This is a genomic window from Caulobacter sp. GW821-FHT12F03, from assembly GCF_058806855.1.
In genome coordinates this window covers 99,186-119,463 of sequence record NZ_JBXAQC010000008.1, presented here as the reverse complement: position 1 = coordinate 119,463, position 20,278 = coordinate 99,186, and the positions used below count along the sequence as shown (strand labels likewise).

Below are 20,278 nucleotides of genomic sequence, written 5' to 3'. Positions count from 1 at the left end.
TCCACCATGCTCCGCATGGTCCCCCTCCCCGCTTCGCGGGGAGGAAAGAGGGTTCTACGCCGCGCACGCCTCGAAGCCGGCCTTAAGCGCCGCCTCGTCGAGGTCGCGGCCGATGAACACCATGCGGCTGTAGCGCGGCTCGCCGTCCTTCCAGTCGCGCTGGAAGTCGCCCTCGAGGATCATGTGCACGGCCTGGAACACCAGGCGGCGGTTTTCGCCCTTCACGTCGAGGATGCCCTTGGCGCGCAGGATGTCGGGCCCCTTGTCGGCGAGCAGCTGGTTGAGCCAGTTGGTCACCTTGATGCTGTCGAGCGGCCGCTCCAGCGTCAGGGACACGCCGCGGATGCCGGCCTCGGCCACATGGTCGTGGGCGTGAGGCTCGTGGCCGTGATCGTGGTGGTGATGATCGTGCCCATGGTCATGATCGTGATCGCAGTGCTCGTCATGCACATGACCGGCCTCGCCGTGGCCGGGGTTGAGGAATTCCGGCTCCAGCTCGGTGATGCGGTCCAGGTCGAAGCCGCCGCGACCGAGAATCGCGTCGAGCGGCACGGCCGAGCGCTGGGTGTGATGGATCGGGGCCAGCGGATTGATGCGGCGGATCTGCGCCTCGACGGCCTTAAGCTCGGCCGGGGTCACCAGGTCGGTCTTGTTGAGCAGGATCTGGTCGGCGAAGGCGATCTGCTCGACGGCCTCGCGGCTGTCGGCCAGTCGCAGCGGCAGGTGCTTGGCGTCGACCACGGTGGTCACCGAATCGAGCTTCGTGCGGGCCCGCACGTCGTCGTCGACGAAGAAGGTCTGGGCCACCGGGCCGGGATCGGCCAGGCCCGTGGTCTCGACGATGATCGCGTCGAAGCCGCCCTTGCGCTTCATCAGGCCCGAGACCACCCGGATCAGGTCGCCGCGCACCGTGCAGCAGACGCAGCCGTTGTTCATCTCGAACACTTCCTCGTCGGCGCCGACCACCAGGTCGTTGTCGATGCCGATCTCGCCGAACTCGTTGACGATCACGGCGTAGCGCTTGCCGTGGTCCTCGGTGAGGATGCGGTTGAGAAGCGTGGTCTTGCCGGCGCCGAGGTAGCCGGTGAGCACGGTGACGGGAATGCGGGTCGCGGTCGTGTCGGTCATGGCCGCTAGATAGGCGGCTCAGGCGTCGAAAACCACCACCACGACGGCGAGGGCGACAAGAACCGAACCGAGCACCGCCGATTCGTAACGCGCCAGCCGGTCGAGGCGGAAGTGGGCCATGCCGGCCCAGGTCAGGCTGATCAGGGCGACCATGCCGGCCAGGGTGCCGACCAGGAACACGGCGCTGAGCAGCGCCAGGCCCGGCCAGCCGTGCGTATCGCCCGTTAGATAGAAGGAGAGCAGCACTTCGCCCGGCGACAGGGCCAGGGCCGCCACCACGCCCCACCAGGCCGCGTCGTCGCCGACCCGGGGCGGCGGCGGCAGCGTCTGGTCGGTGACCCCCGCCAGCGCCACGCGGCGCTGGAAGGCGCGCCTCAGATAGAACAGGCCGAAGCCGAACAGCAGCGCCGCGGCGGCGTAGTGCAGAAGGCCCTTCAGCCACTGCTCCATGAACCTGCCGGCCAGCAGAATCAGCACGCCGACGATGGAGGTGGTGAGGATGTGGCCGAAGGCCGCCGCCGTGGCCGCGCCGAGCACCTTGCGCAACCGCCAGCCCTGCGCCCGGCCGACCAGCACGAACGGCAACCAGTGCGTGGGGATGGCCACATGCACGAGGGCGACGCCGAAGCCGGCCGCCGCGAAGGAGAGAAAGAAGGGCGAGATCACCCGAGGGCTATAACTTGTTACAAAGTAACACGCCAGCGCCTTCCCTGCCCGAAAGCGCCGCCAGGCCCTCCCCGAACCGGTTTCCGTCCTTCGGCAGACGAAACTCTTTCAGGGATAACGCCTCGGGAGGCCGCGCGGCGTTGACTCGGAAAGCGCCGGCTGTATAAGACCGCTCCCTCGCCCGCGGGACACCTCGCGGGCGCGCACTATTTTGCGAACTCTAGATTTTTCAAGGCGCACACGATGTACGCGGTGATCAAGACCGGCGGCAAGCAGTACCGGGTCAAGGCTGGCGATCTGCTGGTTGTCGAGAAACTGGCGGGTGAACCCGGCGCGGACGTCGCGTTCGGCGAAGTCCTCATGCTCGGCGACGGCGAAGCGGTGACCATTGGCGCTCCCCTGGTCGACGGCGCGACCGTCAACGCCACCCTGATCGAAACCCGCAAGGGTGATAAGGTGAAGATCTTCAAGAAGATCCGCCGTCAGGGCTATCGTCGCACGAAGGGCCACCGCCAGCACGAAAGCGTGCTGCGCGTGACCTCCGTGGCCGGCGCCGGCAAGACCGACAAGTGGGACGGCGAAGTCAGCCTGACCACCAAGCGCGAGCTCGACGCCCGCGCCCGCGGCCTGGCGTTCCAGCCGCTCGGCGGCGCGACGCCGAAGGCCGAAAAGGTCTCCCCGGCCGCCAAGGCCGTCGCGGCCAACGCTGAAGCGGCCCCCAAGGCCGCCGCGCCGAAGAAGGCTGCTGCGCCGAAGGCCGCCAAGGCCGACGACGCCGCCGCCCCCGCCAAGAAGGCCGCTGCCAAGAAGCCGGCCGCCAAGAAGGACGGCGACGCCTAAGCGGCGGCGCCTCCAGAGAGACAGGAGAGCACAATGGCTCACAAGAAATCAGGCGGCTCCTCGAGCAACGGTCGCGACTCCGCCGGCCGCCGTCTCGGCGTCAAGAAGTTCGGCGGCGAGAAGGTTCTCGCCGGCAACATCATTATTCGTCAGCGCGGAACGAAGTTCTGGCCGGGCACGAACGTCGGCATCGGCAAGGACCACACCCTCTTCGCGCTCGTACACGGCGCGGTGAAGTTCGTGACCAAGCGCAATAACCGCACCTACGCGACGGTCGTTCCGGCCGAGGTCGCCCAGGCCGCCGAATAGGCGACCCGACCTTCTCCGGATCGCCCGATACAGGCGATCCGGACATGCAATTCCTCAAGCGGGGAGTCCGGGCGCCGGGCTCCCCGCTTTTGCATGTTCAGGCCCCCGCAGAGGGGCCGGGAGGACCACCATGTGCGTGATCGACACCACGCCCCGGATCGAGACCAGGCGGCTGACCCTGCGGGCGCCGCAGATGGACGACGCCGCCCGTCTGGCCGAGCTGTGCAACGACTTCGACATCAGCCGCATGACCTCGCGCGTCCCATGGCCCTACGCCCGGGGTGACGCGGAGGATTTCATCGCCCGCTGCGCCATCGCCGACCGCCGGAACGAGGTGAACTTCCTGATCGACCATGATGACGCCGGCGTGGTCGGCGGCCTGGGCTTCGATCGCAACCCGGAGGGCGCGATCGAGGTGGGCTACTGGATCGGCAAGCCGTACCAGGGCCGGGGCCTGGCCAGCGAGGCGCTGGTCGGAGCCATGGACTGGGCCGGGCGGAGCTGGAAGAAGCGCGCGGTCGCCGCCGGACATTTCTCGGACAACCCCGCCTCCGGCCGCGTGCTCTGCCGGGCGGGTTTCCTCTACACGGGGCGGATCGAGCTGCGCGACAGCCTGGCCCGAGGCGAGACGGTTCCCTGCCGCATGATGGTCTGGCTGGCCTGACTTACCTGGCCTTCATCGCCGCGGCGATGGCGGCGTCGAGGGTGGCGAGGTCCATTTCCTTGCCCAGCGGCGGGTCGACGCGCTTGCCGTTGACGTCGAAGGTCGGCGTCCCCTCGACCTTGTCCTCGGTCGAGGCCCGCTCGAGACGCGCCTTCAGCGCCTCGAACTCGGTCTCGTTCTGCATGCAGGCGTCATAGGCGGCGCTGTCGACGCCGAGGGTCGCGGCCTCGCGGCGCAGGATCCGGTGGACCCCGGCGACGGTGCCGTCGTCGTACATTTCCTTCTGGGTGGCGAAGACGCGATCGACGACCTGGAAGTAGCGGTCCCTGCCGGCGCAGCGCGCCAGCATCGTCGCCGGCACGGCGATCTCGGCCGGGCTGGTGATGAACTCGCGCCAGACGAACTGCACCTTGCCGGTGTCGATGTACTTCTTCTTCAGGGCCGGGAAGACGTTGTCATGGAACCGCGCGCAGTGGGGACAGCTCAGCGAGGCGTACTCCACCACGACCACCTTCGCCTTCGCGTTTCCGAGGGTCATGTCGTCGGGCCGCAGGGCGGGCCGGGCGGCCATCGAGGCCGCCGGCAGCAGCAACAGGGCGCTGAGCCCGATCAGCAGTCGAAGCGCGCCACGCATCAGAGGTCCCCCAAAACGGCTCCAGAGGCCACCTATGCCGCCATCGGGGCATCTTTGCGACCCCTGCGGGGCCTCGCCGCCCTTTTCTGGACCCCACCCTTGGCCCATAAGGGCGCGATGAAGTTTCTCGACCAATGCAAGATCTACATTCGCTCCGGCGACGGCGGCGGCGGCGCCGTGTCGTTCCGGCGCGAGAAGTATATCGAATACGGCGGCCCGGACGGCGGCGACGGCGGCCGTGGCGGCGACGTGTGGATCGAGGCCGTCGAAGGCCTCAACACCCTCATCGACTATCGCTACCAGCAGCACTTCAAGGCCGGCACCGGCGTGCACGGCATGGGCCGCAATCGCCACGGCGCGGCGGGCGAGGACATCGTGCTGAAGGTCCCCGTCGGCACCCAGGTGCTGGAGGATGACAAGGAGACGCTGGTCGCCGACCTCGACGTCGCCGGCAAGCGCGTGCTGCTGGCCAAGGGCGGCAACGGCGGCTGGGGCAACGACCGCTTCAAGGGGCCAGTCAACCAGGCTCCCAAGCACGCCAACCCCGGCCTGCCGGGCGAGGAACGCTGGCTGTGGATGCGGCTCAAGCTGATCGCCGACGCGGGCCTGGTCGGCCTGCCCAACGCCGGCAAGTCGACCTTCCTGGCCGCCGTCAGCGCGGCCAAGCCGAAGATCGCCGACTATCCCTTCACCACCCTGGTGCCCAACCTCGGCATCGTCGACCTGTCGTCGGAAGAACGCTTCGTCATCGCCGACATTCCGGGCCTGATCGAAGGCGCGTCCGAAGGCGCGGGCCTTGGAACGCGCTTCCTCGGCCACGTCGAGCGGGCCGGCGCCCTGATCCATCTGGTCGACGCCACCCAGGACGACGTGGTCGGCGCCTGGCGCACGGTGCGCGGCGAACTGGAAGCCTACGGCGAGGGCCTGGCCGACCGTCCGGAAATTCTCGCCCTGAACAAGGTCGATGCGCTCGACGCGGAGGAGCGGGCCGAAAAGGCCGCCGCCCTCGCGGCCGCGGCCGGCGCGCCGCCCCACCTGATCTCCGGCGTGTCCGGCGAGGGTGTCCAGGACGTGCTGCGCGCGGCCTTCCGGGCGGTGAAGCAGCATCGCGCCGCCGAGACCGCGGCGGCCGTGGAATCGGCCAGGCCGGCGGACGCCCCGCCGTCCAGCTGGTCGCCGGTCTGACGAGGACTCACCGATGCTCATCGCCAGCCTGATCTCGCTCGTCCTGATGGCGTCCGACGCGCCCGCCGCGGTCCCGCCGACGGCGCCGGCCGCGCCGCCCGTGGCGGCCGCCCCGGCGAAGCCGCCGGAGGTCGACCCGGTGATCGCCGAGATCAACGCCCTGATGGCCCCCTACAAGGGCAAGACCGGCGACCGGCTGCGCGGCCGGCTCGGCTTCTCCGCGGGCACGCGTCCGGCGATGGACGGCGAAGTGGTCTTCTGGGAGATCAAGGTCGAGCAGGAGATGAGCTGCGGCATGGACCCGGCGACCCTGGCCATGCGCTGCCTGCGCGGCGATCCCTTCGTCTGCCGGCTGGGCATCGCCTTCGACAAGACCGGCCTCGTCACGGCCTGGGCGGCCAGCGGCGCGCCCGCCGTCTGCCGGCAGTTCATCGACAAGCTGAAGGCCCCCTGATGAACGGGGCGGCCGCCGGCCTGACCCACGCGCGGCGGGTCGTGATCAAGGTCGGCTCGGCCCTGGTGGTCGACGCCGCCACGGGCCTGCCGTCGCGCGACTGGCTGGCCGCCTTCGCGGCCGACGCCGCCCGGCTCCGCGCGCGGGGCCAGAGGCTGCTGGTCGTCTCGTCGGGCGCCGTGGCGCTGGGCCGTCGCCGGCTGGGCCTCAAGCGCAAGGCGCTCAGCCTGCCCGAGAAGCAGGCCGCCGCCGCGGCCGGGCAGTCGCTGCTGATGCGGGCCTGGGAAGAGGCCTTCGAACCGCATGGCCAGGCCGTGGCCCAGGTGCTGCTGACGCGCGACGACACCGAGATTCGCCGCCGCTGGCTGAACGCCCGGGCCACGGTGGAAACCCTGCTGGACCTCGACGTGGTCCCGGTGGTCAACGAGAACGACACCGTGGTGACCGAGGAAATCCGCTACGGCGACAACGACCGCCTGGCCGCCCGCGTGGCGCAGATGATCGGCGCCGACGTGCTGGTCCTGCTGTCGGACATCGATGGTCTGTACACCGCCGACCCGCGCCGCGATCCGGCCGCCCGCCGGCTGGACCGCATCGCCGACATCACGCCGGAGATCGCCGACATGGCAGGCGGCGCCAATGCGGCCACCGGCGTCGGCACCGGCGGCATGGCGACCAAGATCGCCGCCGCCCGCATCGCTCGCGCCGCGGGCTGCGCGACCATCATCACCCTCGGCAGTCGCCCGCACCCGCTGCGGGCCATCGAAGACGGCGAGCCCTCGACGATCATCGAGGCCGCCGTCAGCCCGGCCGCCGCCTACAAGAGCTGGATCGCCGGGTCGCTGGCCCCGGCCGGAACCCTGACCGTCGACGCCGGGGCGGCCACGGCCCTGCGCACGGGCAAGAGCCTGCTGGCGGCCGGCGTGACCGGCGTCGAGGGCGGCTTCGGCAAGGGCGACGCGGTTCTGCTGCTGGGACCCGCCGGCGAGATCGGCCGCGGCCTGTCGCGCTACGACGCCGCCGACGCGCGGAAGATCGCCGGCCTGCGCTCCGACGCCATCGAGGCGGCGCTCGGCTTCACCAACGGCCCGCTGGTCCACGCCGACGACCTTGCGCTGGTCGGGCTGGCGGAAAGCCGCTAAGGCTCAGTCTGAGCAAAACGAGGCTTTGATCCGTGGACGACGCGGGCGCATCCCTGCAGGCGACGATGCTGGCGACCGGACGGGCCGCCCGCGAGGGCGCGCGCGCCCTGCGCCTGTCAACCGCGGAGCAGCGCACCGCGGCGATTCTCGCCGCCGCCGACGCCATCCGCGCCAACGCCCCGGCCATCCTGGCCGCCAACGCGGCCGACTTCGCCGCGTCGAAGGCCGCCGGCCTGCCCGGCCCGATGCTCGACCGGATGATGCTCGATGAGGCCCGTCTGGCCGGCGTCGCCGACGCGGTGGCGCAGGTCGCGGCCATTCCCGATCCCCTGGGAACCGAGATCGCCCGCTGGACCCGGCCCAACGGCCTGGACATCGCCCGCGTGCGCACGCCGATCGGCGTCATCGCGATCATCTATGAAAGCCGGCCCAACGTGACGGCGGACGCCGCCGCCCTGTGCATCCGCTCGGGCAACGCGGCGATCCTGCGCGGCGGGTCCGAATGCCTGCGCACCAACCTCGCGCTGCACGCGGCCATGGTCCAGGGCCTGGTCAAGGCCGGCCTGCCCGCCAGCTGCGTGCAGCAGGTGAAGACCACCGACCGCGCCGCGGTCGGCGAGATCCTGTCCGGCCTCGATCACACGATCGACCTGATCATTCCGCGCGGCGGCAAGAGCCTGGTCGCCCGGGTCCAGGCCGACGCCCGCGCCCCGGTGCTGGGCCATCTCGAGGGGCTGAACCACGTCTTCGTCCACGAAAAGGCCGACATCGCCAGGGCGCGCGACATCGTCGTCAACGCCAAGCTGCGCCGGGTGTCGGTCTGTGGCGCGGCCGAGACCCTGCTGATCGATCGCGCGGCGGCGGACCGGCTGTTGCCGCCGATCGCCGACGCCCTGATCCGCGAGCGCTGTGAGTTGCGCGGCGACGCCGCCGCCCGGGCTATCGAGCCCTCGATGAAGCCGGCCTCGACCGAGGACTGGACCACCGAATACCTGGCCCCGATCCTCAGCGTGGCGGTGGTCGACGGCGTCGAGGGCGCGGCCGCCCACATCGCCGCCTACGGCTCGGGTCACACCGACGCCATCGTCACCGAGGACCCCGCGGCCGCCGAGCGGTTCATCGCCCTCGTCGATTCCGCCATCGTGCTGGTCAACGCCTCGACCCAGTTCGCCGACGGCGGGGAATTCGGCTTTGGCGCGGAGATCGGCATCGCCACCGACAAGCTACATGCCCGCGGTCCGGTCGGGGCCGAGCAACTGACAACGTACAAGTATGTGGTTCGCGGGACCGGCCAGACTCGTCCCTGAGGCCGGGAGGCCCCGCACGCTGCGTCTCGGCTTCGACCTGAAGCCGGGCATGCGGGTGGGACTCTATGGCGGCTCGTTCAATCCCGTGCACGACGGCCATGTGCACGTGGCCGAGACGGCGCTGAAGAAGCTGCGCCTGGACCGGGTGATCTGGCTGGTCTCGCCGCAGAACCCCCTCAAGCAGCGCCACGAGACCGCTCCGCTGAAGGAGCGCATGGCCGGCGTCCGCGCCCGCGCCCGCGGCCCGGCGATGATCATCTCGGACGCCGAGACGCGCATCGGCTCGCAGTACACGATCGACACGGTGCGGGTGCTGAAGGCCCGCTTTCCGGGCGTGCACTTCGTCTGGATCATGGGCGCCGACAGCCTGGCCGGATTCCACGGCTGGCGCGGCTGGACCCAGATCATGCGCGAGCTGCCGGTGGCCGTGGTCTCGCGGCCCTGGGCGGCGCTGAAGGCGCGCACCTCGCCGGCCGCCAGACGCTTCGCCCATTTCCGCCGCCCGGCGCGCGAGGGCCCTCTGTTGCCGACGATGAAGGCCCCGGCCTGGGTCTATCTGCGCGGGCCGTTCAACTTCGCCAGCTCCACCGCGATCCGCGACCGCCAGCGCAAGACTCCCGGGACAGATAATCCCGGGACATAGCGGGACATCGCCGGGACACTGATTCGCTGACGTCCGGGCCAGGACGTGCTATGGGTCCCGCTTAGCGAGGCGAATAGAGGAGCATTCCGCTGAATCGCGAGTTGGCGCCCGAGGCGCACGAGGCCCTTTCGGGGGCTTCATCCGACGAACCCCGACAAAGTTTCGGTTCGGTCGAAGATCTGATCCTGGCCCGTCTCGATGACGACAAGGCCGAGGATGTTGTCCTGATTGATCTCAGGGGCAAAAGCCCGATGGCTGACTCGATGATCGTCGCGTCAGGCCGTTCGCATCGCCATGTCGGCGCGCTGGCCGACCATGTCATGCGGGCGCTCAAGGAAGCCGGTCACGGCAAGGCGCGGGTCGAAGGCCTGCCGCACTGCGACTGGGTGCTGATCGACGCCGGCGACGTCGTCGTTCACCTGTTCCGTCCGGAAGTGCGCAGCTTCTACAACATCGAGAAGATCTGGTCGGTCGACTCGCCGCACATCACCCCGGCGAACTAGTTGCGTGGTTCGACACGCGCTTCGCGCTGCTCACCATGACGTAAAAATGCACGTCATCCTGAGCAGGCCCGAAGGGCCGTGTCGAAGGACGCACCCCGCATGAAGATCACCCTCCTCACCGTCGGCCGGCTGGGCCGCATGCCCGAGGCCCTGCTGGCGAAGGACTACGTCGAGCGGGCCACGGCCAGCGGGCGATCGCTCGGGCTGGGTCCGGTGGAGATCGTCGAGGTCGAGGCCCGCAAGCCGGGCAAGGCCGCCGAGGCCGAAGTGCTGCTGCCCCACCTGAAGGACGCCTTCGTCATCGCCTGCGACGAGCATGGCGCGGTGCGGCCGTCGCGGGACTTCGCGGCCCAGATCGGCCGCCTGCGCGATGACGGCGTGCGCCGGCTGGTGTTCCTGATCGGCGGCGCGGACGGGCTCGATCCCGCGATCCTCGAGGCGGCCAACGCCCGGCTGGCCTTCGGGCCACAGACCTGGCCGCATGCCCTGGCCCGCGCCATGCTGGCCGAGCAGGTCTATCGCGCCGTGACCATCCTGGCGGGCAGCCCCTACCACAGAGATTGATCCTCCCCAGCTCCGCTGGGGAGGGGGACCGCTGGAGGCGGTGGAGGGGAGTCCGTGCACCGACACCCCTCCACCATGCTTCGCATGGTCCCCCTCCCCCGTTTCGCTTCGCTCGCGGGGGAGGATTGCGGTATCAACTTCCATGCGTCGCCGACTGGTCCCCATCGCCGTCCTGACCCTCTGCGCCGTCGCCGCTCACAGCGCGGCGCAGGAGCCCGCCGACGCGCCCTCGCCGCGGATGATGGAGGTTCTGCAGGTCCAGTCCGGCGCGCCCGGGTCCGCCGGCAAGGCCGAGGCCCGCCGCCAGATCGACGCCCTGCGCGAGGAACTGCGTCGCCTGGCCTCGCGTCAGGCCCAGAGCAGCCGCGACGTGGCCAGCGCCCGCGGCCGGCTGCAGATGCTCAATGTGCGCGAGACGGCGCTGACCGCCGAGCTGGGCCGCGACCGCAACCGGCTGGCCCGGCTGCTGGGCGCCCTGCAGCTGTTCCGACGCGAGCCGCCGCCGGCGCTGCTGGTCCGTCCCGAGGACGCCCGCGACGCCGTGCGCGCCGCCATCCTGATCCGCGCCATGACCCCGGCGCTCGAGCGTCGCGCCCGCGCCTACGGCGCCGAGGCCCGCGAGATCGCCGCCCTGCGCCGCCAGGCCGCCGCCGCCAACGAATCGCTGTTCACCAGCGAGAGCCTGGCGGCCGACCGGCGCGGCGACGTCGAGAAGCTGCTGACCGAACAGGCGGCGATCGAGCGCCAGTATCAGGGCGACGCCATCGCGGCCGGTCGCGAGGCGGGCAGTCCGGGCCAGCTGGCCGACAGCTTTCCCCGCGTGACCGGGCCCGACAGCGGCCCCGGCGCCCTGCTGCGGCCGGCCGGCGTGGTCCAGACGCGCGGCTTTGGCGGCGCGCTGCCCAACGGCGGCAGGGCCGAGGGCGTGTCGTACCGGGCCAGAAGCGGCGCCACGGTCGTCAGTCCGGCTCAAGGGGTGGTTGAATTCGCTGGGCCCGTGACCGGATGGGGCGTCATCTTGATCCTGCGGACGTCCGGGCCCTACCATCTGGTTCTGGCCGGTCTGGGCGAGGCCACGGCCGCGCCGGGACAGACCATCGCCGCCGGCGCGCCGATCGGACGCATGGCGACGGGCGGCGAGCCCGAGCTCTATCTGGAGCTTCGGCGGTCGGGGTCGCCGATCGATCCGGCGCCCTGGCTAAAAGACGGCGCCGGTGTTGCATCGGTCAGCCGGTAGGACACAATTTCGGCCCGCGCGCGGGCTTTATAGTTCGGAACGCGGCGCGTAGGGCCGCACAGGGAGCCTCCAGCAAGGCAATGTTGAAGAAGAACCTCCTGATCGGCGCGTGCGCCTTTGTTCTCGGCGCCGGCACGATGGCCTACGTGGGCCAGACGGCCGAAGCCACCGCGCAGCCCAGGGCCCAGACCTACAAGATGCTGGAGCTGTTCGGCGATGTCCTCGACATCATCCAGCGGCAGTACGTCGTCGAGGTCGACGACAAGAAACTGATCCAGGCCGCGCTCGAGGGCATGGTCTCCTCGCTGGACCCGCACTCGGCCTACCTCGCTCCCGAGAGCTTCGAGGACATGCAGGACACCACCCGCGGCGAGTACGGCGGGCTGGGCATCGAGATCACCAGCGAGGACGGGGTGGTCAAGATCATCTCGCCGATGGACGGCTCGCCCGCAGCCCGCGCCGGGCTGCAGCCGGGCGATTTCATCACCGCCGTCAACGGCGAGAGCGTGATCGGCCTGCCGACCAACGAGGCGGTCAAGCTGATGCGGGGGCCGGCCGGCGACAAGGTCACCCTGACCATCGCCCGCGAGAAGACCGACGCCTTCGACGTCACCCTGACCCGTGAAGTGATCAAGCCCAAGTCGGTCACGGCGCGGCTTGAGGGCGACTACGGCTACGTGCGCCTGTCGGGCTTCAACGAGAAGGCCACCGACGAGGTGCTCGCCGCGATCAAGGGCCTGCAGGCGCAGAACCCGAAGATGAAGGGACTGGTCTTCGACCTGCGCAACAATCCGGGCGGCCTGCTCGACCAGGCGGTCGGGGTGTCCGACATCTTCCTCGACGGCGGCGAAGTGGTCAGCCAGCGCGGCCGCGATCCGCGCGACATCGAACGTTACAACGCGCGCCCCGGCGACCTGCTGAACGGCCTGCCAGTGGTGGTGCTGGTCAACTCCGGCTCGGCCTCGGCGGCGGAAATCGTCGCCGGCGCCCTGCAGGACCGCAAGCGCGCCGAGATCGTCGGCCTGACCAGCTTCGGCAAGGGGTCGGTCCAGACGGTGATCCCGCTGCGCGGCGGCGCCGACGGCGCCCTGAAGATCACCACGGCGCGCTACTACACGCCGTCCGGCCGCTCGATCCAGCGCACCGGCATCGAACCGAACCTGGAGGTGGCCTCCAGCCGTGAACAGGCCGAGCTGATCGCCACCCGCGCCTTCCAGTACAGCGAAGCCTCGCTGCGCGGCGCGCTCGACACCGAGGACGGCGCCGTCCGGCGGACCGCCCACGCCCCGGCCGAGGCCCCCCCGATGACCTTCGACGAGGAAGGCTGCAAGAAGCGGCCGCCCTCGACGACGCTGGAGCTTAAGTGCGATTTCCAGCTGCAGCGGGCGCTCGACGTGCTGCGCAACGGCTCGGTCGCGGCCACGCCAAAACTGCCCAAGCCTGCCCCGAAGATCGCCTCGATGGTCGACGGCCGGCTGGTCCCTCCGCCCGGCGACGGCAAGCCGAAATAGGGCTTCATTAACCATGATCGGCGAGGGTGTCGGGGCGTAGTTCCGATCGCCCGTCATGTTCTCCAAAAAGCCTGTTCCCGCCTATGCCGTCAGCACCGCCGCCGGGTCCGGGCGGCTTGCGGGTGCGCGCGCGAAGGCCCTGGCGGCGCTGCAGAACCCCTGGATCAGCGCCGGCGGCGCCGGCGCCCTGTTCATCCTGACGCTGGCCACCCTGGTGGCGATCACCGCCGACCCCAGGGCCGGCGCGCCGCATGTGCGCATCTCCCTGGCCCAGGCCGCGGCCAGCGGCGCGGCGGTGCCCGGCTGGCGGGAAGCGCTGGCCCCCGAGGCCGCCGAGGCCCCGCTGACGACCGGCACCTACGACCTTTCCGAAGGCCCGATCCAGATGGCCGAGGCCAGCCCGATCGCCGGCTCGGCCTTCATCACCCTGCCCGAGGGCGGCGACAGCCATGACGCGCCCGGCGCGGCCCTGACCCCCGCCCCGATCGCCGGCCTGACCGAGCCCGGTCCCGGCGGCGCGCCGCTGCCGGTCATCGGCCCGGGCGGGCGCACGCCGGCCGAGGCCTACGCCCGGCCCTTCACGCCCAACGGTAAGCCGCGCGTGGCCCTGGTGGTCGGCGGGCTGGGCCTCAACGCCGCCCTGACGCGCAAGGCCATCGAGACCCTGCCCGGCGAGGTGACCCTGTCGTTCGCGCCCTATGCCGAAGGTCTGCAGGGCTGGATCGACCTGGCCCGGGCCAACGGCCATGAGGTGTTGCTCGAGGCGCCGATGGAGCCGGCCGACTATCCGTCCAACGATCCCGGCCCGATGACCCTGCTGGCCGCCAGCAGTCCGCAGGAGACCGTGCGCAAGCTGGAATGGTTGTTGTCGCGGGCCACCGGCTACTTCGGCCTGACCAACTATCTCGGCTCGCGTTTCGTCGAGACGCCCTCGGCCATGACCGCCTTCTCCGGCGCGCTGAAGGCGCGGGGTCTCGCCTTCGTCGACGACGGCGCGGCCGCCGGCAAGGGCGCGGGCCCCCTGCGGGCCTCGGCCAACCGGGTGATCGATGACGACCTGGCCGCCGATTCCATCAACCAGCAGTTGGCCGCCCTCGAGGCCGCGGCCCGCGCGCGGGGCCAGGCGCTGGGCTCGGGCTTCGCCTATCCGGTGACGGTCGACCAGGCCGCCATCTGGGCGCGGGGCCTCGCCGACCGCGGCTTCCAGCTGGCGCCCGCCTCCGCCCTGGCCCGCCGATGAGGCTCGACGACTATCCGGAGCATCGCCCCAATGTCGGGGTGGTGCTGTTCAATTCCCAGGGCCTGGTCTGGCTGGGCCGGCGCGTGAACACGCCCGAGCCGTGGAACTGGCAGTTCCCGCAGGGCGGCGTCGACCGCGGCGAGGACTTGCATGAAGCGGCCCTGCGCGAACTGGACGAGGAGACCGGCGTCACCAGCGTGACCCTGCTCGACCGCACCGGCGACTGGATCGTCTACGATTTTCCGCCGGAGGTCCTGGCCCGGGGCGGCAAGTGGAAGGGTCAGAAGCAGGTCTGGTTCGCCTTCCGCTTCGAGGGCGAGGACGCCGAGGTCAGGCTGGACGCCCATCACCAGGTGGAATTCGACGCCTGGCGCTGGGCCCGGCTCGACGAGACCCCCGGACTGATCATACCCTTCAAGCGTTCAACCTATGAAGCCGTGGCGGCCGCCTTCAGGCGTTTCGCCGGATAACGGGGCGGAGACGACCAATGAGCGCGATCATCATGCTGCACGGCGTGGGCGGCACGGGAGACACCTGGTCGCGGTTCGCCCCGGCCTTTCGGGCCAAGGGGTGGCGGGTCGAGACCCCGACCCTCCGGCCCGACAAACGGGTCGCCGAGAACCCGCCGGCCGATTTGCCGACTTTGCGGCTCAAGGACTACATCGACGACATCGCCGCCCTGGCCGCGACGCTGGAGGCGGAGACCGGTGTCGCGCCGGTGCTGTTCGGCCATTCGATGGGCGGCCTGATCGTGCAGAAGCTTCTGGAGCGCGGCGTCGGACGCGCCGGGGTGCTGGTGACGCCGGCCTCGCCCGCCGACTGTCGTGGGCCGCGCGCGCCGGCCCAGGCCGTGACGTTCGCCAACATCCTGTTCAGCGGCGACGTCGGCGGCAAGAGCCACAAGATCTGGCGCTGGGGCTTCTCCTGGGGCGTGCTGAACCGCGTGCCGAAGGCCAAGCACCCGGGCATCTACGCCGGCACCGTCTATGACAGCGGCGGCGTCTACACCGACATCGCCTATCCGGACCGCGATCCCGATCGGTCGGCCTTTGTCGACGAGACGAAGATCACGGTCCCGGTCCTGACCCTCGGCGGAGCGCGCGACCGGGCCGTACCGATCGGCGACGTGCGTTTGCTGGCCGAGAAATACTCTCGGATCGGCGGCGACTATCTCGAGTATCCTGACCACGCCCACTGGATCGTCGACGAGCCGGGCACCGACCAGGTCATCGCCGACATCCAGACCTGGCTGGCGAACAAGGCGCTGACGGCCGAGGCTCCCCCGAAGAAGGCCGCGCCGAAGGTCAAGGCGACCGCAGCGCCGACCGCCGGGGCCGCGACAGCGCCGAAGCCGGCGGCGTCCAAGGCCAAGGCCAAGGCCGCGCCGAAGGCCGCTCCAAAGACGGCGTCCGTCACGACGGCCGCCAAGGGCAAGCCGGCCGTGAAGGCCAAGGCCGCCGCGAAAGTCCCGACTTCGGCCGCACCCCCTGCTCCCAAAGCCCCGGCGAAGCCGACCGCCGCCAAGGCGGTCAAGGCCACGCCCGTCGCCAAACCCGCAACCGCGAAGCCCGCACCGCCCAAGGCCAGGCCTGCGTCAAAGGCGTCGCCGAAGGCGAAAGCGCCTGTGCGGAAACCGAAATCAACGTAAGGTCCGAAAGGTCCGGACAGGCGCGGCCCAGGCAGGCCCGCCGCCGGCCTTGTAAGGGGATTTGATGTCAGCGCCCGTCATCATGGTGCACGGCGCCTTCTGTGGCGGCTGGGTGTTCGACCGCTTCCGCGCGCCATTCGAGGCGGCCGGCCACGTCGTGTTCACCCCGGACCTGCCGGGCCATTCGCCCGGCGGTTCGCCCGCCAACCGCTCGATGCGCGACTATGCCGACCATATCGCGAAACTCTGCCGCGACTGCCCCAAGCCGCCGATCCTGATCGGCCATTCGATGGGCGGGCTGGTGGCCAATCTGGCGGCCGCGAAAGTCCCCGTGTCGAGCCTGATCCTGCTGGCCCCGTCGCCGCCCTGGGGGGTTCCCGGCGCGAGCATGGAAGAGGCCATCTCGGCGGTGAGCCTCTATGCGCTGGGCCCGTTCTGGCTGCAGGCCATCGATCCCGATTACGCCCTGGCCAAGCTCTACAGCCTGGACCGCATGGACAAGGCCGACCGCAAGGCGGTGTTCGCGCGCATGACGCGCGAGAGCGGTCTGGCCCTGTGGCAGACGCTCAACTGGTGGCTTGACCCGTTCATGACCACGTCCGTGCCGGCGGGAAAGATCGTCGCGCCGGCCCTGGTCATCGCCGGCGGCCGCGACGTGATCCACCCGCCGGCCACGGTGAAGCAGACGGCGGAACGGCTGTCGGCGCGCTTCGAGGTTCTGCGGGAAATGAGCCACTGGCTGCCCGGCGAACCGGGCTGGGAAGCGGTGGCGGCCCTGTGCCTGTCGTGGCTCAGCGAGCGTCGTCAGGCCGCCGCCTGAGGACCAGCACGCGGATCAGGCCGATCAGCGAGACCAGCGCCCAACTGCCCTCCATGAGGAGGGCGGACAGGTTGAAGTCGACGGACAGCGACAGAAGAATGAGGGACGCGCCGAGAAAGTTCGCGAACAGCGACGGCGCGCCCTTTACGTCCAGCTTGCCGAGGGCGGCGGCGGCGTAGGCGAGCAGGACCAGAAGGACCCCGATCACGCCCACGCCATCGGTCCAGGTCATCCGCCGTCAGTTCGGACGGATGCTGAACAGCACCTGGGTGTGGTCGAACTTGGCGTTGACCGGCGTGCCGTCGGTCTTGCGCTCGGTCATCAGAACGAGCGCCTGGCCTTCGGTGTCGCCTTCCTTCTCCCACGAGCGGGTCGTGCGTTCCATGTCCGTCACGTACTTGTCGAAACGGGCCAGGTACCAGCCGCCGCCCTGACGCTGCGCCCAGTAGTGCAGGTCGGTGGCCAGCGTGGCGGCCGGCGCGACGGATTCGACGGGATGGTTCACGTCGATCGTGCAGACGGTCGGGTTGGTCGAGGACGGCTGGATCGAGACCGAGTAGCCCTTGGCGTAAGCCCAGGTCCAGACGTCGCGCTTCTTCTTGAAGCCGAGCGAGGGGGCGACCTGCGCGATGTTCGTGCCGCGGACCATCGGGCTGCAGACGCGTTCGATGGTGTTGATGACGGCCAGCGAGGTGACGTCCGTCGGCGCGGGCGGCGGGGCCGGGGGCGCGGGAGGCGCTTCCGCCACCGGCGGCGCTTCGGCGGGCTGCGCCACGGGAGCGGCGGGGGCTTCCGGCGCGGCGGGGGCCACGGGAGCCGCGGGTTGTTCCTGGGCGACGGCGGCGCTGGCCAGGAGGCCGGCGGCGGTCAGGCTGAGGAGCGCGAGACGGCGCATGTCGGTCAGATCCCTTTCTCTGGTCGTCGGCCATTCATGACCGGCGTTCGGTCCCTCGCAAGCCACTCTGCGTTGGCTTTGCGGCGGGGTTGGGGCTGATCCTAAGCCTCGACGGCGTGCTCGGCGAGGATGGTCAACCCTTGGGCGTTTACGTCGGCGAAGCCGCCGTGAATCTGGAAGGTGCGGCTGGCGGATCCGTCATGGACCACCACCACGCCTTCTCGCAGCGCGGTCATGAACGGGGCATGACCGGCCAGGACGCCGAAGTCGCCTTCGGCGCCCGGCGCGTCGACACGGTCGACCTCGCCGGAGAACACCTCACGCTCGGGCGCGACGAGGGAGAAGTGGAGCTTGTCGGCCATTACGCGGCTTCCAGCGCCATCTTCTCGGCCTTCTCGACAGCCTCTTCGATCGCGCCGACCATGTAGAAGGCGCCTTCCGGCAGGTGGTCGTACTCACCTTCGCAGATGGCCTTGAACGAGCGGATCGTGTCGGCCAGCTCGACGAACTTGCCGGGGGCGTTGGTGAACTGCTCGGCCACGAAGAACGGCTGGCTCAGGAAGCGGCTGATCTTGCGGGCGCGGGCGACCGTCAGCTTGTCCTCTTCCGACAGCTCGTCCATGCCGAGGATGGCGATGATGTCCTTCAGCTGCTTGTACTGCTGCAGGATTTCCTGAACGCGACGGGCGACGCCGTAGTGCTCTTCGCCGATGACCAGCGGGTCCATGATCCGGCTGGTGGAGTCCAGCGGGTCCACGGCCGGGAAGATGGCCTGGGCGGCGATGTCGCGGCTCAGCACGGTCGTCGCGTCCAGGTGGGCGAACGAGGCGGCGGGCGCGGGGTCGGTCAGGTCGTCGGCGGGAACGTAGATGGCCTGGACCGAGGTGATCGAACCCTTGGTGGTCGAGGTGATGCGCTCCTGCAGGTTGCCCATCTCGGTGGCCAGGGTGGGCTGATAGCCCACGGCCGACGGGATGCGGCCCAGCAGAGCCGACACTTCCGAGCCGGCCTGGGTGAAGCGGAAGATGTTGTCGATGAACAGCAGCACGTCCTTGCCTTCCACGTCGCGGAAGTACTCGGCCTGGGTCAGGCCGGTCAGGGCGACGCGGGCGCGGGCGCCCGGAGGCTCGTTCATCTGGCCGTAGACCAGGGCGCACTTGGAGCCTTCGGTCGAGCCGTTGTTCGACTTCGGGTCCACGTTCACGTTGGACTCGATCATCTCGTGATAGAGGTCGTTGCCTTCGCGAGTGCGCTCACCCACGCCGGCCAGAACGGAGTAACCGCCGTAGGCCTTGGCGATGTTGTTGATCAGCTCCTGCATGGTCACGGTCTTGCCCACGCCGGCGCCGCCGAACAGGCCGATCTTGCCGCCCTTGGTGTAGGGGCACATCAGGTCGATGACCTTGATGCCCGTGACCAGCACTTCGGCCGAGGTCGACTGCTCCGCGAAGCTCGGAGCCTCACGGTGGATGACGTTGTAGTGGGGCGTGACGATCGGGCCGGCTTCGTCGATCGGCTCGCCGATGACGTTCATGATGCGGCCGAGGGTGGCGGGGCCGACCGGAACGGTGATGCCCTTGCCGGTGTCGGCGACGTCCTGGCCGCGGGTCAGACCTTCGGTCGTGTCCATGGCGATGGTGCGGACGGTGTTTTCACCCAGGTGCTGGGCCACTTCCAGAACCAGGCGGAACGGCTCACCCGTGCGCTGGTCGAGGTTGGTGGTTTCCAGGGCGTTCATGATCGCGGGCAGGTGACCCTCGAACTCGACGTCGACGACGGCGCCGATGACCTGGACGATCTTGCCGGTCGCCACGACGGCGGTCGGCTTCACGGCCTTGGGCGCCGCGGTCTTTGCGGCGGGGGCCTTGGCGGCCGCCTTCGGAGCGGCGGCCTTGGTGGCGGGAGCCTTGGGCGCGGCGGCGGCCTTGGGGGCCTTGGCGGCGGCGGGCTTCTTCGGGGCGGTGGCCATTGGTCTGGTCTTCCGTGCGGTCTTTATGCGGTCAGAGAGCTTCGGCGCCGGAGATGATCTCGATCAGCTCCTTGGTGATCTGCGCCTGGCGGGTTCGGTTGTACTGGACGGTGAGGGCCTTGATCATGTCGCCGGCGTTACGCGTGGCGTTGTCCATGGCCGTCATCTGGCTGGCGTAGAAGCCGGCCATGTTCTCGAGCAGGGCGGACAGCACCTGCACCGTGATGTTGCGCGGCAGCAGGGTCTCGAGGATGCCCTCTTCGGAAGGTTCATACTCATAGACCGCGCCGTTCAGGTCGGTCGCGGGCGCGCCCTCGACCTGGGCCGGAATCAGCTGCTGGCCGACCGGGGTCTGGCTGACCACCGACTTGAAGCGGCTGTAGAACAGGGTGACCACATCGGTTTCGCCCGCTTCGTAGAGCGAGATGATGCGGTCCGCGATCGGCTGGGCGACCGACAGGGTCAGGGTCCGCGCCGACGACAGGTCGTAGCTTTCGATGATCCGGTCGGCGTACAGCCGGCGAAGGGGCGGAAGCGCCTTCTTGCCGACGGTGATGATCTTCACGTCCTTGCCCTCGGCCAGCAGCGACGCGATGCGATCGCGGGCCGCCCGGACGATGGACGAGGAGAAGCCGCCGGCCAGACCGCGGTCCGCGGCGGCGACGATGATCAGGTGGCGCTTGCTGGTGCCGGTGCCCGCCAGAAGCAGCGGGGCGCCGTCACCGGTCACGCCCGAGGCGAGGTTGGCGATCACCGCGGCCATCCGGCTCGCATAGGGACGCGCGTTTTGCGCGGCGTCCTGGCTGCGGCGCAGCTTGGCGGCGGCGACCATCTGCATGGCCTTCGTGATCTTCTGCGTGGCTTTCACGCTCGAGATCCGAACACGCATGTCCTTGAGGCTGGCCATCGAGGGCTACTC

24 protein-coding genes are annotated in these 20,278 nt (G+C 70.0%); 16 read left to right on the top strand and 8 right to left on the bottom strand.

The features are described from left to right. Positions 1-54: 54 nt before the first annotated feature. On the bottom strand, positions 55-1,128 hold the full coding sequence (locus AC1RN0_RS16945) for a CobW family GTP-binding protein (protein WP_492788639.1): 1,074 nt from the start codon (positions 1,126-1,128) through the stop codon (positions 55-57). An 18-nt stretch (positions 1,129-1,146) separates the two neighbouring features. Beyond that, entirely contained in the window at positions 1,147-1,794 is a 648-nt protein-coding gene (locus tag AC1RN0_RS16940; protein WP_492788638.1) for a hypothetical protein, read from the bottom strand. Between the two features lie 243 nt (positions 1,795-2,037). On the opposite strand from AC1RN0_RS16940, the gene rplU reads away from it, so the two are divergent. From rplU to AC1RN0_RS16925, 3 genes are all read left to right on the top strand, one after another. Next, positions 2,038-2,634 (top strand): 50S ribosomal protein L21, encoded by a 597-nt coding sequence (gene rplU / locus AC1RN0_RS16935; RefSeq protein ID WP_492788637.1) that lies wholly within the window; start codon positions 2,038-2,040, stop codon positions 2,632-2,634. A gap of 33 nt (positions 2,635-2,667) precedes the next feature. After that, entirely contained in the window at positions 2,668-2,943 is a 276-nt protein-coding gene (rpmA, locus tag AC1RN0_RS16930) for a 50S ribosomal protein L27 (protein ID WP_488901799.1), read from the top strand. 130 nt (positions 2,944-3,073) lie between these two features. Beyond that, a complete protein-coding gene (locus AC1RN0_RS16925) occupies positions 3,074-3,607 on the top strand; it encodes a GNAT family N-acetyltransferase (RefSeq protein ID WP_492788636.1) in 534 nt (177 codons plus the stop codon). A 1-nt stretch (position 3,608) separates the two neighbouring features. Here AC1RN0_RS16925 and AC1RN0_RS16920 read toward each other — a convergent pair whose 3' ends face one another. Continuing rightward, complete coding sequence (locus AC1RN0_RS16920) at positions 3,609-4,241, bottom strand: DsbA family protein (protein ID WP_492788635.1); 633 nt, start codon at positions 4,239-4,241, stop codon at positions 3,609-3,611. Positions 4,242-4,358: 117 nt separating this feature from the next. On the opposite strand from AC1RN0_RS16920, the gene obgE reads away from it, so the two are divergent. From obgE to AC1RN0_RS16855, 13 genes are all read left to right on the top strand, one after another. After that, entirely contained in the window at positions 4,359-5,426 is a 1,068-nt protein-coding gene (obgE, locus tag AC1RN0_RS16915) for a GTPase ObgE (protein WP_492788634.1), read from the top strand. A gap of 13 nt (positions 5,427-5,439) precedes the next feature. Continuing rightward, complete coding sequence (locus AC1RN0_RS16910) at positions 5,440-5,880, top strand: hypothetical protein (RefSeq protein WP_492788633.1); 441 nt, start codon at positions 5,440-5,442, stop codon at positions 5,878-5,880. Next, positions 5,880-7,022 (top strand): glutamate 5-kinase, encoded by a 1,143-nt coding sequence (gene proB / locus AC1RN0_RS16905; protein WP_492788632.1) that lies wholly within the window; start codon positions 5,880-5,882, stop codon positions 7,020-7,022. The genes AC1RN0_RS16910 and proB overlap by 1 nt, the downstream gene beginning before the upstream one ends. A 32-nt stretch (positions 7,023-7,054) precedes the next feature. Next, positions 7,055-8,329: a glutamate-5-semialdehyde dehydrogenase gene (locus tag AC1RN0_RS16900; RefSeq protein WP_492788631.1), complete on the top strand. Its 1,275-nt coding sequence runs from the start codon at positions 7,055-7,057 to the stop codon at positions 8,327-8,329. After that, entirely contained in the window at positions 8,295-8,972 is a 678-nt protein-coding gene (locus AC1RN0_RS16895) for a nicotinate-nucleotide adenylyltransferase (protein WP_492788630.1), read from the top strand. The genes AC1RN0_RS16900 and AC1RN0_RS16895 overlap by 35 nt, the downstream gene beginning before the upstream one ends. 83 nt (positions 8,973-9,055) lie before the next feature. Further along, positions 9,056-9,475, top strand: a complete 420-nt coding sequence (gene rsfS / locus AC1RN0_RS16890; protein WP_492788698.1) for a ribosome silencing factor — start codon at positions 9,056-9,058, stop codon at positions 9,473-9,475. A 99-nt stretch (positions 9,476-9,574) separates the two neighbouring features. Then, on the top strand, positions 9,575-10,039 hold the full coding sequence (gene rlmH / locus AC1RN0_RS16885) for a 23S rRNA (pseudouridine(1915)-N(3))-methyltransferase RlmH (RefSeq protein ID WP_492788629.1): 465 nt from the start codon (positions 9,575-9,577) through the stop codon (positions 10,037-10,039). 142 nt (positions 10,040-10,181) lie between these two features. Continuing rightward, a complete protein-coding gene (locus AC1RN0_RS16880) occupies positions 10,182-11,276 on the top strand; it encodes a murein hydrolase activator EnvC family protein (protein ID WP_492788628.1) in 1,095 nt (364 codons plus the stop codon). A gap of 83 nt (positions 11,277-11,359) precedes the next feature. Next, positions 11,360-12,787 (top strand): S41 family peptidase, encoded by a 1,428-nt coding sequence (locus AC1RN0_RS16875; protein WP_492788697.1) that lies wholly within the window; start codon positions 11,360-11,362, stop codon positions 12,785-12,787. 55 nt (positions 12,788-12,842) lie between these two features. Beyond that, the gene (locus AC1RN0_RS16870; protein ID WP_492788627.1) at positions 12,843-14,027 is read left to right on the top strand and encodes a divergent polysaccharide deacetylase family protein; all 1,185 of its coding nucleotides are present in this window, start codon (positions 12,843-12,845) and stop codon (positions 14,025-14,027) included. Then, a complete protein-coding gene (locus tag AC1RN0_RS16865) occupies positions 14,024-14,497 on the top strand; it encodes an RNA pyrophosphohydrolase (protein WP_492788626.1) in 474 nt (157 codons plus the stop codon). Before AC1RN0_RS16870 ends, AC1RN0_RS16865 begins: the two co-directional genes overlap by 4 nt. Before the next feature lie 17 nt (positions 14,498-14,514). Then, positions 14,515-15,675: an alpha/beta hydrolase gene (locus AC1RN0_RS16860; protein WP_492788625.1), complete on the top strand. Its 1,161-nt coding sequence runs from the start codon at positions 14,515-14,517 to the stop codon at positions 15,673-15,675. 64 nt (positions 15,676-15,739) lie between these two features. Then, positions 15,740-16,495, top strand: a complete 756-nt coding sequence (locus AC1RN0_RS16855) for an alpha/beta fold hydrolase (protein WP_492788624.1) — start codon at positions 15,740-15,742, stop codon at positions 16,493-16,495. On the opposite strand, the gene AC1RN0_RS16850 is transcribed toward AC1RN0_RS16855, so the two are convergent. The 5 genes from AC1RN0_RS16850 to AC1RN0_RS16830 all read right to left on the bottom strand — a co-directional run bounded on the left by AC1RN0_RS16850 (position 16,467) and on the right by AC1RN0_RS16830 (position 20,266). Further along, complete coding sequence (locus AC1RN0_RS16850; protein WP_492788623.1) at positions 16,467-16,727, bottom strand: CBU_0592 family membrane protein; 261 nt, start codon at positions 16,725-16,727, stop codon at positions 16,467-16,469. The genes AC1RN0_RS16855 and AC1RN0_RS16850 overlap by 29 nt on opposite strands. A gap of 6 nt (positions 16,728-16,733) precedes the next feature. Beyond that, positions 16,734-17,390: a hypothetical protein gene (locus AC1RN0_RS16845; RefSeq protein WP_492788622.1), complete on the bottom strand. Its 657-nt coding sequence runs from the start codon at positions 17,388-17,390 to the stop codon at positions 16,734-16,736. Between the two features lie 101 nt (positions 17,391-17,491). After that, entirely contained in the window at positions 17,492-17,752 is a 261-nt protein-coding gene (locus AC1RN0_RS16840) for an ATP synthase F1 subunit epsilon (RefSeq protein ID WP_492788621.1), read from the bottom strand. Beyond that, entirely contained in the window at positions 17,752-19,359 is a 1,608-nt protein-coding gene (gene atpD / locus AC1RN0_RS16835) for a F0F1 ATP synthase subunit beta (protein ID WP_492788620.1), read from the bottom strand. Before atpD ends, AC1RN0_RS16840 begins: the two co-directional genes overlap by 1 nt. A 31-nt stretch (positions 19,360-19,390) precedes the next feature. Beyond that, entirely contained in the window at positions 19,391-20,266 is an 876-nt protein-coding gene (locus tag AC1RN0_RS16830) for a F0F1 ATP synthase subunit gamma (RefSeq protein WP_492788619.1), read from the bottom strand. Between the last annotated feature and the right edge of the window lie 12 nt (positions 20,267-20,278).